Below are 11,663 nucleotides of genomic sequence, written 5' to 3'. Positions count from 1 at the left end.
ATGATTCCCGAACTCCAGGCCGGCGGCCTCCAGCTCGCCTACGACCAGCGCGTCGTCGTCGACGACCTCGACGTGAAGGTGCCCCCGGGCCGCATCACCGCCATCGTCGGCGCCAACGCCTGCGGCAAGTCGACGCTGCTGCGCGCGCTGGCCCGGTTGTTGTCCCCCCGCAAGGGCGCCGTGCAGCTCGACGGGCGCGCCCTGCACTCGATCCCGACCCGGGAGCTGGCCCGGCAACTGGGCATCCTGCCGCAGGGCCCGACGGCCCCCGAGGGCCTGACCGTGCTCGACCTGGTGACCCGCGGCCGCTCCCCCCACCAGACCTGGTGGCGGCAGTGGTCGAAGGCCGACGAGGCGGCCGTCCACGGCGCCCTGGCCGCGACGGGCATCGCCGACCTGGCCGGCCGCGCGGTCGACGAGCTGTCGGGCGGCCAGCGCCAGCGGGCGTGGATCGCGATGGCGGTCGCCCAGGGGACGCCCGTGCTGCTCCTGGACGAGCCGACGACCTACCTCGACCTGGCGCACCAGATCGACGTCCTGGACCTGATCCACGACCTGAACCGCAACGAGGGCCGCACGATCGTGATGGTCCTGCACGACCTCAACCAGGCGTGCCGCTACGCCGACCACGTGATCGCCATGAAGGGCGGCCGGATCGTCGCGGAGGGCGACCCGGCCGACGTCATCACGGCCGAGAACGTGGCGGAGGTCTTCGACCTGCGCTGCCAGGTGACGACCGACCCGGTGAGCGGAACCCCACTGGTCATCCCGATGGGCCGCCACCACACCTCATGACCGGTCGTCGCGCAGGTCCCGCGCGTGGAGCGTGTGCAGCAGCCGGTCCACGTGGGACTTCTGCCACAACCGGCCGCCCGCCGGGGTTCGCACCCCCTCGTCGTTGAGGACGCGGCTGATGGCGGCCAGGCTCAACCCCTGATCGCGCAGTTCGACGACCCGCATCGCCACGTCGGGCGGGCAGCACGGCGGCCGGCCCCGGCGGCGAGAGGGCTCGACCGCGGTCATCTCGGCCGCCTTCGGAACAGCTCCAGCAGGTCGGCGAAGACGCGGTAACGGACCCTGGCCGTCTCCCGGTCGCCGCTCAGCAGGGTGGCCGCCATGGCGACCCCGACGTACAACACGAAGGCGACGACCACCGTCGCCAGTAGTGCGGCGGCCCATCCCGCCGCGGGAACCAGCTCCGCCATGACGCGGAGGAGGATGTCCATCTGGGTTCGATCTCCCGGTCTTCCGCAGGAAGCGGGGGGCGATCGATCAGACGGTCGTCGCCACCCCCGCCGTGAACATGAATCGGCGCGGCGGAAGGCCAAGGTGGTCGTCACCGTCGTGACGATGACCGAACCGGAGCATGACGGATCGCACGAGCAGGCTGAACCTGGGGAGGTGCGACAACCTTCTGAAATGGGCGGTTACGAGCCTTCGGTAGAGCACGACGAGGCGGATCACGCGCCGCAGCAGCCGAAGCAGCATCTCGGGATGGTCGGGCTGGCGAGCCAGGGCGAGCCGGATCGGCGGAACCACCCGGAGGAGCGCGTCGAACGAGGAGAGCGCGGGCAGCGGACCTTCGAAGAGGGCACCGGTGGCGAGAACGGGATCGAACGGGGAAACGGGCTTCATCGACGGGAGCAGTTCCCGGCGGACTAGCAGCGACGGGATTCTCTTGGGAGAGATGAGGCGGCGCGAGCGTTCGAACCCGGCCAGAGCTGTTTCGAGGTTCCGGCTGGCGCAGCAATCGTGACATTCCGGTCGACGCGAAGGCTCGTATCCGACTAGATCCGCGAGCCGCCGACGAATTGCCTCACTCCACCACGCGCCACGCTGAAAGGTGACGGACGTGGGCTTGGGGACCCACAACTGATGCATGCGCAGGGCGGCCGCGAAGACATCGCGCGGTCCGGACCACTCCACTATGAGCTGGGATACCGCGAGATGGTGCGCCTTTAGAGATGAGCAGCGGTCACCGCTCATCTCTTCAGGCGTTCCGCTCGTCGGCATGAGCTCACCTTAGGCATCAGCGCCCCTCGTACCGCTTATTGCGGTCAGCCCAGGTAGCCGCCCATCGTGCGGAAGTACTCCGTCGCCGCGAGTTCGGTCCCGTCGTCGAGGCGGACCTTTCTGATCGCCAGGCCCGGAAGCCGGCCCGACCGCGCGTCGCGGCCCGCCACGATGACGATGCCGTCGCCCTCGCGGATGAACACCCGTCCCGGCGTGCCGCCGTAGTTGCCCTCGGACACCGCGGCCTCCAGGACGCGCACGCGTTCGCCCTTGTGGAAGGTGAAGGCGTTCGGGTACGGGTCGGACTGGGCGCGCACGAGGCGCTCCAGGTCCTCCGCGGGCCACGTCCAGTCGATGCGGCTGTCGTCGACGGCGCGCTTGTGGAAGAAGGACGCCTGCGAGCGGTCCTGGGGCGTCCAGACCGCGCGGCCCGACTCGATGAGGTCGAGGCCCTCGTGGACGATCGGGGCGATGAGGTCGACGGTGGCGAAGAACAGGTCGGTCGCGGTCGACGTGGGGGTGACCGGGACCGAGCGCTGGAGGAGGATGTCGCCCGCGTCGAGGTCCTCGGTCATGCGGTGGGCGGTCACGCCGACCTCGGGTTCGCCGTTGATGAGGGCCCAGATGATGGGTGAGAAGCCGGCGTACTTCGGCAGCAGCGAGTCGTGCACGTTCAGGGTGCCGTGGGGGGGCAGGTCGTAGATCTCCGGGGGCAGCCACGTGCGCCAGTTGTTGGCCACGATGACGTCGGCCTGCGCGTCCTTCACGGCCTGCAGTAATTCGGGGTCGGTCGGGCGGTTGCGCAGCAGGACGGGCACGTCGTGCTCGGCGGCCAGGTCGGCGACGCTGTCGTCCCAGATCTTCTCGTACGCGTGGTCGCTCTTCGGATGGGTCACCGCCAGCACGACCTCGTGCGACGACTCCAGCAGCGCCCGCAGGGTGCGGTGCCCCCAGGTCTGGTGTCCGAACATGACGACCCGCATGGTGGGGGCTCCCTCTCCGTCGGCCAATATTGCAAGGTAAGGCTAACCTTATTTACCATACGAGCGACAAGGGAGGCGATCGCGTGACCACGATGGTCTACGACGTTCTGGGGATCGGATTCGGGCCGTCGAACCTGGCACTGGCCATAGCCATCGAGGAACACAACGCGCAGGCCGCGCCATCGGACAGGATGGCCGCCGCCTTCCTGGAGAAACAGCCGCGCTTCGGCTGGCACCGGGGCATGCTCATCGACGACGCGACGATGCAGGTCTCCTTTCCGAAGGACCTGGTCACGATGCGGAATCCGGCCAGCGAGTTCAGTTTCCTCTGCTACCTGCGGGACAAGGGCCGCCTGGTCGACTTCCTGAACCAGAAGACGCTCTTCCCGCTCCGCGCCGAGTTCCACGACTACTTCGAGTGGGCGGCGGCGCGGATGGCGCACGCGGTGACCTACTCGGCCGAGGTGACCGCGGTGAAGGGCGTCAAGGAGGACGGCGAGATCCGTTACTTCGACGTGTTCACCTCCGACGGCCGGGTCCGCCGGGCCCGGAACATCTCGGTGGCGGTCGGCCTGGAGCCGCACCTGCCGCCCGGGACGGTGCTCTCGGACCGGGTGTGGCACACCAGCGGGCTGGTGCCGAAGGTGGCCGAAAAGGTGGCCGGCGGTGACCGGATCTCCCGCGCGTTAGTGCTCGGCGCGGGCCAGAGCGCCGCCGAGGCGGTCGACTACCTCCACCGCACGTTCACCGACGCCGAGGTCTGCGCGGTCTTCGCCAAGTACGGCTACACCCCCGCCGACGACAGCCCGTTCGCCAACCGCATCTTCGACCCCGACGCGGTCGACGTCTACTTCACCGCCCCCGCAGAGGTGAAGCAGTCGCTCGTCGACTACCACCGCAGCACCAACTACTCCGTGGTCGACATGGACCTGATCCAGGCCCTGTACGCCACCATGTACCGCGAGAAGGTGCACGGCCGCCAGCGGCTCCAGATGCTCAACGTCTCGCGCATCCGCGACGTCGAGGAGGGCCCCGGCGGCCTGCGGGTGACCGTCGAGTACCTGCCGACCGGCGAGCACGTCACGATCGAGGCCGACGTGCTGGTGCACGCCACGGGCTACCGTCCCCACGACGTGGCCGCGCTGCTCGGCGAGGCGGGCAAACTGTGCCTGCGCGACGACGAGGACGCGCTCCGGGTGAGCCGTGACCACCGCGTCCAGTTCGCCTCCGCCGTGACCGCCGGCGTCTACCTCCAGGGCGGCACCGAGCACTCCCACGGCCTGACCTCAACCCTGCTGTCGACCACGGCGATCAGGGCGGGTGAGATCCGCGACTCCGTCCTCGCCCACCGCGCTGCGGTAGTCGCGGGGTGAGAGGCCGTAGGCGGCCTTGAACAGGCGGCTGAAGTGGGAGGCGTCCGGGAAGCCCCACTGCGCGCCGATCGCGCTGACCGGACGGGCCGCCTGGAGCGGGTCGCGCAGGTCGCGGACGCAGCGGTCCAGGCGGCGGGTGCGGATCCAGGCGGCCACCGTCGTGCTCTCGGCGCTGAAGAGTTTGTGCAGGTAGCGGGTGGAGATGTAGTGGGCGGCCGCGATCCGCGCCGGGTCGAGGCCGGGGTCGCCCAGGTGCGCTTCGATGTACGACGTGATGCGCAGCAACATCGCCCGCCGCGCGGCGTCGGGGTCGGCCGGGGGCAGGTCGAGCCGGTCGGCCAGCATCGTCGCGACCAGGTCGACGACGTTGCCGGCCAGCCGGGCGCCGTCGCGGACCTCGACGTCGTCGAGGTGGCCCGCGAGGCGCAGCAGGAACGGCGCGACCAGGGCGCCGATGCCACCGGTGCTCGGGATCGACCTGCCGGTCACCTCGTCGACCCGGTCGGGGGGCAGCCCGAGCATGGCGCGCGGGAACAACAACACGACCATGCGGGTCGGCACGTCGAAGTCGAGCCAGTAGGGGCGGTCGGTGTCGTACACGGCCATCTCGCCGGTCTCGACGACGGCCTGCCGGCCGCCCTGCTCCAACCGGCCGCGACCGCGCACGAACAGGCCGAGCTTCAGGGTGTCGGACGGCGCGGCCGACACCAGTCGCGGGGTCCGGCGGGCCTGGTGGGCCGTCGCGCCGACGTCGATCACGTCGATCGGGCCCAGTGAGGTGGACCGGAGTTTCCCGTCAAAACGGTCTTTCGGAAAAACAGCTTCAAGCGGTACAAACGCCGAAGAAACGACATCCTGCCAGAAATCCTGACGCTCCTCGACGGGCACGCCCGCAGTGTGAGCGATATAGAGCATGTGTGCAGATTGGGACTCGGTGCGCTCTGCGTCAAGTCGTGTGCCGTTAGGTACAAGACGAAAGCTTGCCGCAATTTCCACAATTGACCGCAAATGAAGGCCGTACTGGAAGTCACCGCACTGTCCGCCGGATATGGCACCGCGCGCGCGATCCGCGCCGTCACGATACGGGTTGAGCAGGGAGAACACCACGCGATCGTGGGCGGCCCCGGCTCGGGAAAGACGACGCTGCTGCGCACCGTCGTCGGCCTGCACCCCGCCGCGAACGGGACGATTCGTTTCAACGACACCGACATCACCCGGGAACGCCCTGAATGGCGGAAAGCCCGTGGGTTGTGTCTGATGCCGCAGAATCATCGTTTGTTCACCTCGCTCACCGTGGAGGAGAACCTCCTGGTCGGCGCGCGCTGGGGAGCGTCCGGGCCGTGGAACCTGAGCCGGGTCTACGAGCTCTATCCGTACCTGCGGGAAAAGCGCCGCGCTCACGCCGCGGCGCTTTCCCTCACCGAACACCAGGCCGCCGCCGTGGGCCGGGCCCTGATGGCCAACCCCCGGATCCTGCTCCTCGACGCGCCCGCCGACCTCGACCCGCTCGGCCGCCTCACCAAGGAGGGTCTCGCGGTCGTGGTGGCCAGCCGTGAGGCGCCCCCGGGGGCCTGTCAGGTCCACCGCCTCGTCGACGGGACGGCCACGACCACCCGCACGGAGGTGCGCTGCCGCCGCTGAGCCGGGGTCAGGTGCGGTTCCAGCGCTGGTTGGCCTGCCCGTTGCAGGACCAGATCTGCAGTTTCACCCCGTTGGCCGTCGAATAGTTGGGGGCGTCCAGGCACTTGTTCGCGCCGATGGCGGTGATGCTGCCGTCAGTGTTGAAGCGCCACTTCTGGTTGTTCTGGCCGTTGCAGTCCCAGATGATCACTGATGCGCCGTCGGCGGTGGAGCCGCCGTTCACGTCCAGGCACTTGGATCCGTAGACGCGCAACTCGCCCGCCGAGGTGGCGGTCCACCGCTGGTTGGCCTGCCCGTTGCAGTCCCAGATCTGCGCCTGCGCGCCGTTGGCCTGGGAGACGCCCGTGACGTCCACGCACCGGTTCGAAGCGACACCGCGGATGGAGCTCGTCCCCGACGGGGACGGGGTGGGGGTCGGGCTCGGGGGGACACCCGGAGTGCCGATGGTGCCGGGGACCGACTGGAGGGCCGCGTACCAGGCGGCGGCCATCTTGTCGTAGCCGCCCGCCGTCGGGTGGATGCCGTCGATCAGGTCGCCGGTGGTGAGCTTGCTGTACATGTCGACCAGGTGCACCCGCTTGCCGGCGGAGACCTTGCTCCAGACGATGTCCGGGATGGCCGCGTTGAAGGTGCGGGCCGCGGCCGCCTGGCCGGCCGACGACAGCGGGATGATGGTCGCGACGAAGACGTCGGCGTTCGGGACCGTCGCGGTGATGCGGTCGATCAGCGTGGACAGCCGCTGGGGCGCGGTGGACACGTTGTAGTTCTGCAGGATGTCGTTGGTGCCGATGTGCAGCAGCACGGTGCGCGGGTTGTGCGTGCGCAACCAGCCGGTGACGTTGGCGTCGATCTGGTCGATGCGCCAGCCGGGATGCCCCTGGTGATCGTGGTCGCCGAGCGAGCCCGGCCCGTTGAACTGGGTGCCGACGAAGTCGACGGTGTAGCGGGCGGCGGCCAGCCGCTGCCACAACCCGATGCGGTAACCGCCGGGCACCTGGGTGCCCTCGGTGATGGAGTCGCCCAGGGGCATGACGCGCACCCCGCCGTTCGACTCCGCCTGGGCGGCGGTCACCCGGACGCCCACCAGGAGGGCGAGCACGGTCACGGCTCCGAGCACCATGGTGAGTAATCGTTTCCCAGCAGACATGACCGGCCTCTCGCGGGAGCACTGAATGTGAGCGCTAACATCGCATCGGCCGGATCCGGCCGTCAAGAGCGCCCGGTCTCGCCTTCGACGTCCGGCACGCCTGCCTGCGGCGGCGGCCGCCCCAGCCGACCGGTGCGCTGAAAATTTCCCGGAATACCGCCCCTGCCGGCACGGTTTCCGCCGGTATGACGACAACCAGAGGCCGAGTCCGGCTGGAGCCGACGGCCAAACGTCTGCGCGTTTACCTCGGCGGTCAGCCGGTGGCCGACACCACCTCGGCGCTGATGGTCTGGGAGGCGCCCTACTATCCGACCTACTACATCCCGATCACGGACGTCGTGCCCGGCGCGCTCAAGGAGGCCGGGCCGGGGCCGCACTCGCCCTCGCGGGGCGACGCCACCCTCTACACGGTGACGTCCGGCGGCAAGGAGGCTCCGGCGATCGTCTACGCCGACTCGCCGATCGAGGAGATCCGGAACCACGTCCGGTTCGAGTGGGACGCCATGGACGCCTGGTTCGAGGAGGACGAGGAGGTCTTCGTCCACCCGCGCGACCCGTACACCCGGGTGGACATCCTGCCCTCCTCGCGGCACATCCGGGTCGAGGTGAACGGGCAGACCGTCGCCGACTCCCGGAACGGGCGCATCCTGTTCGAGACCGGGCTGCCGGCGCGGTACTACCTGCCCAAGACCGACGTGCGGTTCGACCTGCTGGAGGCGACCGACACCGTCACCCACTGCCCCTACAAGGGGTCGGCCGAATACTGGTCGGTCAACGGCGGCAAGGACCTCGCCTGGTCCTACCGCACGCCGCTGCCCGAGAGCCAGAAGATCGCCGGGCTGGTCGCCTTCTACAACGAGAAGGTCGACGTCTACGTCGACGGCGAGCTGGAGCCCCGGCCGAAGACCAAGTTCTCCTGACGGGCTACGCGGCGAACAGCAACATCAGCCCCGTGACGGTGTAGACGACCATCAGCACCAGCAGGGGCACCTGGCCCGCCACGGCCGTGCGCCTCGGGAACAGCACCAGGGCCCGGTCGTGGGCCAGGGCCGTGCCCAGGACGTGGCCGATGACGATCAGGGTCACCTGGAGCATGGCCACGGCGGCGGGGGTCAGGAACGCCGACTGGATCGTCCATCCGGCCGTGCCGAGCCAGTTCGCGCCGGTCATCAGGGGGTCGGAGAGCAGGGCGAGGGTGCGCTGGCCCTCGTACAGGAACAGGGTGAAGTAGTGGGCCAGCACGTAGCCGATGGCGATCGGCACGATCGAGTGGGCGATCTCGCCCGCCGTCCGGCCCTGTTCCGCCATGCCGCGCCGGCCGGCCAGCCGGGTGGCCAGCAGGTAGGCGGCCAGGACGACCAGGATCACGAACACCAGGCCGGCCGTGCCCAGCACGGGTGAGGGCAGGCTGTTCTCCTGGACGAACCTGACCCAGACCGGCGCGTTGGAGACGCTGTCGTACATGGTCGAGCCCAGCAGCACGATCACCAGCACGACCAGGCCCGGCGCGGGGCGCAGCGTGGTCATGCCGTCGAGGGGGTTGCGCCAGACCAGCACGCCGTCGTCGCGCCGGGCGACCGGGGAGAGCCGCCCCGCCAGGTCGCTGTACACCTCGAAGGCGTCGCCCTTGTCGAACCACCGCACGCCGTAGACGAACCCGCCGGCGAGCATCGCGAGGGCGTACAGGGCAAGCCACCCGCCGATGACCGGCAGGGTCACGCGCCCGGGGGCGACCAGCTCCAGCCAGACGAAGGCGAACAACCCGGCGGCGGCCGGCCAGTAGCCGAGCCGCTCGGGCAGCGGGCGGGCCGCGCGGTCGCCCCGGACCAGCAGGACGACGGTGCGCAGCGGGTTGAACAGCCGCCACACCCCGCCGAACACCAGCGACAGCGGCACCAGCCCGACCCAGAACAGGACGTAGACCACCCCGGCCGTCGGGTTGTCGGCGTCGTCCGGCCCGAAGAAGCCGATCAGGAAGTACGCCGTCGCGACCAGCCCGACCGCCCGCCACACCCACTCGGGCGCCCGCCACTGCAGGAACCTGGGCAGGGGGCGGGCGTCGTCGAGGCCGAGGCCGAGCCGGGGCTCCCGCCAGAGGAACCCCAGCGCGGCGAACGACACCACGAGGCAGACGATCGCGCCGATCAGGGCGGCCGAGAACGGGATGGGCAGGTCCTGACGGCCGCCCACGCCGTGCGCGAGCAGCATCAGCTCACCACGAGCTGGAAGAGCTGGAGGCCCTGGTCGTGCGTCTCCACCTCGAACAACCCGGTCTCGTCGGCCAGGAACGAGATGACCGAGGGGTGGTTCGGCAGCAGCGTCGCGGCCTTGTCGTAGCCGTGGACGTGGGCCTCGTCGGCGACGTCGCTGGTCACGGTGAGCTTGACGCCCTGGTTGAGGCGGACCTCGATCCGGCCCGGCGGCGGGCTGACCTTCTTGCCGGAGATCGTGATCGTGATCTCCTTGATCGGGCCCACCGCGGCGGCCGGGCCTCCGGTGGCGCAGCCCGTGAGGGCCAGGACCGCCACGAGCAGCGCGGCGAGGTGTCTCATCGGTTCTCCAGTCAACGTTTCTTCGCGCCGGCCTTGGGCCGGTTGTTCTTCGCGGGGTTCCCCGACCGGCCGGTCTTCTTCGCCGGTGGACGCCGCATCGCCCGCGCCAGCAGGACCACCACGCCGACGCCCAGCACGACCGGGATCAGCCAGACCAGCGGGCTGTCGTCGCCCGTGTCGGGCGCCGCGACCGGCGACGGGGCCACGCTGGGCGCGGCCGTCGTCACGGTCTGGGTGTCGGTGGACGGCAGGGTCGCCGGCTGCTGGTTCTCCTGCGAGTGGGCCGCCTCGATCGCGGCCAGCAGGCCGGGGTCGGGGCCGGCGGTCGGCTCGGTCCAGCCGTCGGGGGCCTTGGTGGGCTTGCCCGCGTAGCTGAACTCCACCTTCCCCTTGACCTGCTCGCCGTCGCTGGCGATCGACAGGTACTCGACCGTGTAGTCGCCCGCCTTCGGCCAGTAGGCGACGGGGAGCTCGACCGAGTAGCCCTCGTGGTAGAGGCGCGGCTCCCACTTGCCGTCGATCAGGAACAGCTCCGTGACCGGCTCGTCGAGGCGCTTGCTCGCGCCGACGAGCCACGGCTGTTCGAGGCGCTCGCCACCGGGGCCGGTCAGGGTGAAGTGGGCGTTGCGCGGCGGCGCCTCGGTGAACCAGAACGTCAGGGTCTGGCGCGCCTCGGCGAGGGTGCCGCCCTTCTCGGGGGTCGACTCGACGAGCTGGCCGTGGGCGAACGCCGGGCCCTCCAGGAGGACCGTCGTCGTGCCCAGGCAGAGCACCGCGATCAGCAACCGGGCCAGCAGTCTCGTCATCGGGCCACGTCCTCCAGTCCGAGCGCGACCAGGCGGTCGCGCGTCCAGGCGAGCTCGGCGGCGAGGCCCGCCACCAGGCCCGCGTCTCCCTGCGGGCGGCGGTCCTCGGGGAGGACCTGCCAGGTGTAGGTCTCCACCTCGACGTGGTCGGTCAGCGCCGCCGGGCCGCCGAAGAGGGCCTCCAGAGTGCTGGTCAGCACGCCGCTCGTGCTCGACAGCGGCGGCTCGGGGTCGGCGTGCAGCGGCAGGTGGAAGTGCACCCGCCACGCGTCGTCCCCGGGCAGGCCGGCGAGGGCCTCGTCGAGGTCGTCGCACGACCCGCCGCCGCGTTCCCGCGTCTGGTGCAGGAACCGCTCCTCGTGGAAGGCGGCCAGCTCGGCCTTGGCGGACGCGGGGTCCTCGACGTGCAGGGCGCACGACGCCTGGGTCTTCACGACCGGCAGGCCCGCCCGGCCGAGGGAGGCCAGCGCCTCCACCGGGTCCTCGAACTGCACGGCCAGGTGGCAGACGTCCAGACAGACCCCGAGCCAGTCGTGGTCGAGGCCGGCGAACTCCGCGCACGCCTGCTCGATCGTCTCCACCACGCAGCCGGGCTCGGGTTCGAGGGCCACCCGGATGGTCCGGCCGCTGGAGGCGGCCAGCTTCGAGAGCCCCTCGGCCAGTTCGCCCAGCCTGCCGCGCGCCTCGGCCGCCCGGGACGGGTCCCAGTCGGTCCGCCAGGCCAGCGGCAGCGTCGAGACGCTGCCCCGCGCGGCGTCGTCGGGCAGCAGCCCGGCCAGCACCGAGGCGCAGTCGAGGGTGTAGCGCAGCCGGTCGTGGGTGGTCCAGTCGGGGACGTACACCTTGCGCTTGACCACCGGGTCGTGGAAGCCCCGGTAGGGGAACGCGTTCAGCGTCACCACCTCCAGGCCCCGCGCGGCCAGCTCGCGGCGCAGCCGCACCACCTGGACCGGGTCCTCGACCAGGGCGGTGGCGACGTCGCGCGCCAGCCACAGGCCGAGGCCCAGGCGGTCGACGCCGAGGGCCTCCCGGACCGGCTCGCCGAAGCGGGCGAGCTGGCCCAGGACACCCTCCAGGCTTTCGGCGGGGTGGACGTTGGTGCAGTAGGCGACGTGCACCGTCGACCCGTCGGGATGCCGGAGCCGCAT

The 11,663-nt window shown here is 70.6% G+C and carries 14 protein-coding genes; 4 read left to right on the top strand and 10 right to left on the bottom strand.

All coding sequences use genetic code 11. From position 1 onward, the window contains the following. Window positions 1-795, top strand: a complete 795-nt coding sequence (locus AW271_RS03645) for an ABC transporter ATP-binding protein (RefSeq protein WP_062331638.1) — start codon at window positions 1-3, stop codon at window positions 793-795. Here the strand turns inward: AW271_RS03645 and AW271_RS40540 are convergent. Genes AW271_RS40540 through AW271_RS03625 form a run of 4 tightly spaced genes read right to left on the bottom strand, consistent with a single transcriptional unit; the run spans window position 790 to window position 2,996 of the window. Next, complete coding sequence (locus tag AW271_RS40540; protein WP_062331635.1) at window positions 790-1,023, bottom strand: recombinase family protein; 234 nt, start codon at window positions 1,021-1,023, stop codon at window positions 790-792. The two genes, AW271_RS03645 and AW271_RS40540, sit on opposite strands and share 6 nt — an antisense overlap. After that, entirely contained in the window at window positions 1,020-1,226 is a 207-nt protein-coding gene (locus AW271_RS40535; RefSeq protein WP_062331633.1) for a hypothetical protein, read from the bottom strand. Before AW271_RS40535 ends, AW271_RS40540 begins: the two co-directional genes overlap by 4 nt. Before the next feature lie 46 nt (window positions 1,227-1,272). Further along, a complete protein-coding gene (locus AW271_RS39395) occupies window positions 1,273-2,013 on the bottom strand; it encodes a hypothetical protein (protein WP_157553877.1) in 741 nt (246 codons plus the stop codon). A gap of 44 nt (window positions 2,014-2,057) precedes the next feature. Next, window positions 2,058-2,996 (bottom strand): methionyl-tRNA formyltransferase, encoded by a 939-nt coding sequence (locus AW271_RS03625; protein ID WP_062331625.1) that lies wholly within the window; start codon window positions 2,994-2,996, stop codon window positions 2,058-2,060. A 92-nt stretch (window positions 2,997-3,088) separates the two neighbouring features. Here AW271_RS03625 and AW271_RS03620 point away from each other — a divergent pair, with 92 nt between their 5' ends. Next, window positions 3,089-4,369, top strand: a complete 1,281-nt coding sequence (locus AW271_RS03620) for a lysine N(6)-hydroxylase/L-ornithine N(5)-oxygenase family protein (protein ID WP_062333053.1) — start codon at window positions 3,089-3,091, stop codon at window positions 4,367-4,369. On the opposite strand, the gene AW271_RS03615 is transcribed toward AW271_RS03620, so the two are convergent. Further along, a complete protein-coding gene (locus AW271_RS03615) occupies window positions 4,283-5,284 on the bottom strand; it encodes an AraC-like ligand-binding domain-containing protein (RefSeq protein WP_083976019.1) in 1,002 nt (333 codons plus the stop codon). The two genes, AW271_RS03620 and AW271_RS03615, sit on opposite strands and share 87 nt — an antisense overlap. A 93-nt stretch (window positions 5,285-5,377) precedes the next feature. On the opposite strand from AW271_RS03615, the gene AW271_RS03610 reads away from it, so the two are divergent. Continuing rightward, the gene (locus AW271_RS03610) at window positions 5,378-6,010 is read left to right on the top strand and encodes an ATP-binding cassette domain-containing protein (RefSeq protein WP_062331623.1); all 633 of its coding nucleotides are present in this window, start codon (window positions 5,378-5,380) and stop codon (window positions 6,008-6,010) included. Window positions 6,011-6,017: 7 nt separating this feature from the next. On the opposite strand, the gene AW271_RS42155 is transcribed toward AW271_RS03610, so the two are convergent. After that, the gene (locus AW271_RS42155; protein ID WP_157553876.1) at window positions 6,018-7,130 is read right to left on the bottom strand and encodes a lectin; all 1,113 of its coding nucleotides are present in this window, start codon (window positions 7,128-7,130) and stop codon (window positions 6,018-6,020) included. A 212-nt stretch (window positions 7,131-7,342) separates the two neighbouring features. On the opposite strand from AW271_RS42155, the gene AW271_RS03600 reads away from it, so the two are divergent. Continuing rightward, window positions 7,343-8,077, top strand: a complete 735-nt coding sequence (locus tag AW271_RS03600) for a DUF427 domain-containing protein (RefSeq protein WP_062331617.1) — start codon at window positions 7,343-7,345, stop codon at window positions 8,075-8,077. Between the two features lie 4 nt (window positions 8,078-8,081). On the opposite strand, the gene AW271_RS03595 is transcribed toward AW271_RS03600, so the two are convergent. The 4 genes from AW271_RS03595 to eboE are packed head-to-tail and all read right to left on the bottom strand — an operon-like array spanning window position 8,082 to window position 11,663. Next, window positions 8,082-9,365 carry a hypothetical protein gene (locus AW271_RS03595; RefSeq protein ID WP_062331614.1) on the bottom strand — a complete coding sequence of 428 codons (1,284 nt, stop codon included), beginning with the start codon at window positions 9,363-9,365 and terminating at the stop codon, window positions 8,082-8,084. Continuing rightward, complete coding sequence (locus tag AW271_RS03590) at window positions 9,365-9,709, bottom strand: hypothetical protein (RefSeq protein ID WP_062331611.1); 345 nt, start codon at window positions 9,707-9,709, stop codon at window positions 9,365-9,367. Before AW271_RS03590 ends, AW271_RS03595 begins: the two co-directional genes overlap by 1 nt. An 11-nt stretch (window positions 9,710-9,720) precedes the next feature. Further along, window positions 9,721-10,515 carry a copper resistance CopC family protein gene (locus AW271_RS03585; RefSeq protein ID WP_062331608.1) on the bottom strand — a complete coding sequence of 265 codons (795 nt, stop codon included), beginning with the start codon at window positions 10,513-10,515 and terminating at the stop codon, window positions 9,721-9,723. After that, the gene (gene eboE / locus AW271_RS03580; protein ID WP_062331605.1) at window positions 10,512-11,663 is read right to left on the bottom strand and encodes a metabolite traffic protein EboE; all 1,152 of its coding nucleotides are present in this window, start codon (window positions 11,661-11,663) and stop codon (window positions 10,512-10,514) included. Before eboE ends, AW271_RS03585 begins: the two co-directional genes overlap by 4 nt.

Source organism: Herbidospora sakaeratensis, assembly GCF_001570525.1.
Lineage (GTDB): Bacteria > Actinomycetota > Actinomycetes > Streptosporangiales > Streptosporangiaceae > Herbidospora > Herbidospora sakaeratensis.
Note: the sequence above shows the minus strand (reverse complement) of the source record. Positions and strands in the feature narration are given on the sequence as shown.

Coding starts and splice junctions, on each gene's coding strand:
- AW271_RS03645 (WP_062331638.1), top strand. CDS start 1: ATGATTCCCGAACTCCAGGCCGGCGGCCTCCAGCTCGCCTACGACCAG.
- AW271_RS40540 (WP_062331635.1), bottom strand. CDS start 1,023: ATGACCGCGGTCGAGCCCTCTCGCCGCCGGGGCCGGCCGCCGTGCTGC.
- AW271_RS40535 (WP_062331633.1), bottom strand. CDS start 1,226: ATGGACATCCTCCTCCGCGTCATGGCGGAGCTGGTTCCCGCGGCGGGA.
- AW271_RS39395 (WP_157553877.1), bottom strand. CDS start 2,013: ATGCCGACGAGCGGAACGCCTGAAGAGATGAGCGGTGACCGCTGCTCA.
- AW271_RS03625 (WP_062331625.1), bottom strand. CDS start 2,996: ATGCGGGTCGTCATGTTCGGACACCAGACCTGGGGGCACCGCACCCTG.
- AW271_RS03620 (WP_062333053.1), top strand. CDS start 3,089: ATGGTCTACGACGTTCTGGGGATCGGATTCGGGCCGTCGAACCTGGCA.
- AW271_RS03615 (WP_083976019.1), bottom strand. CDS start 5,284: ATGCTCTATATCGCTCACACTGCGGGCGTGCCCGTCGAGGAGCGTCAG.
- AW271_RS03610 (WP_062331623.1), top strand. CDS start 5,378: ATGAAGGCCGTACTGGAAGTCACCGCACTGTCCGCCGGATATGGCACC.
- AW271_RS42155 (WP_157553876.1), bottom strand. CDS start 7,130: ATGGTGCTCGGAGCCGTGACCGTGCTCGCCCTCCTGGTGGGCGTCCGG.
- AW271_RS03600 (WP_062331617.1), top strand. CDS start 7,343: ATGACGACAACCAGAGGCCGAGTCCGGCTGGAGCCGACGGCCAAACGT.
- AW271_RS03595 (WP_062331614.1), bottom strand. CDS start 9,365: ATGCTGCTCGCGCACGGCGTGGGCGGCCGTCAGGACCTGCCCATCCCG.
- AW271_RS03590 (WP_062331611.1), bottom strand. CDS start 9,709: ATGAGACACCTCGCCGCGCTGCTCGTGGCGGTCCTGGCCCTCACGGGC.
- AW271_RS03585 (WP_062331608.1), bottom strand. CDS start 10,515: ATGACGAGACTGCTGGCCCGGTTGCTGATCGCGGTGCTCTGCCTGGGC.
- eboE (WP_062331605.1), bottom strand. CDS start 11,663: ATGCGGCTCCGGCATCCCGACGGGTCGACGGTGCACGTCGCCTACTGC.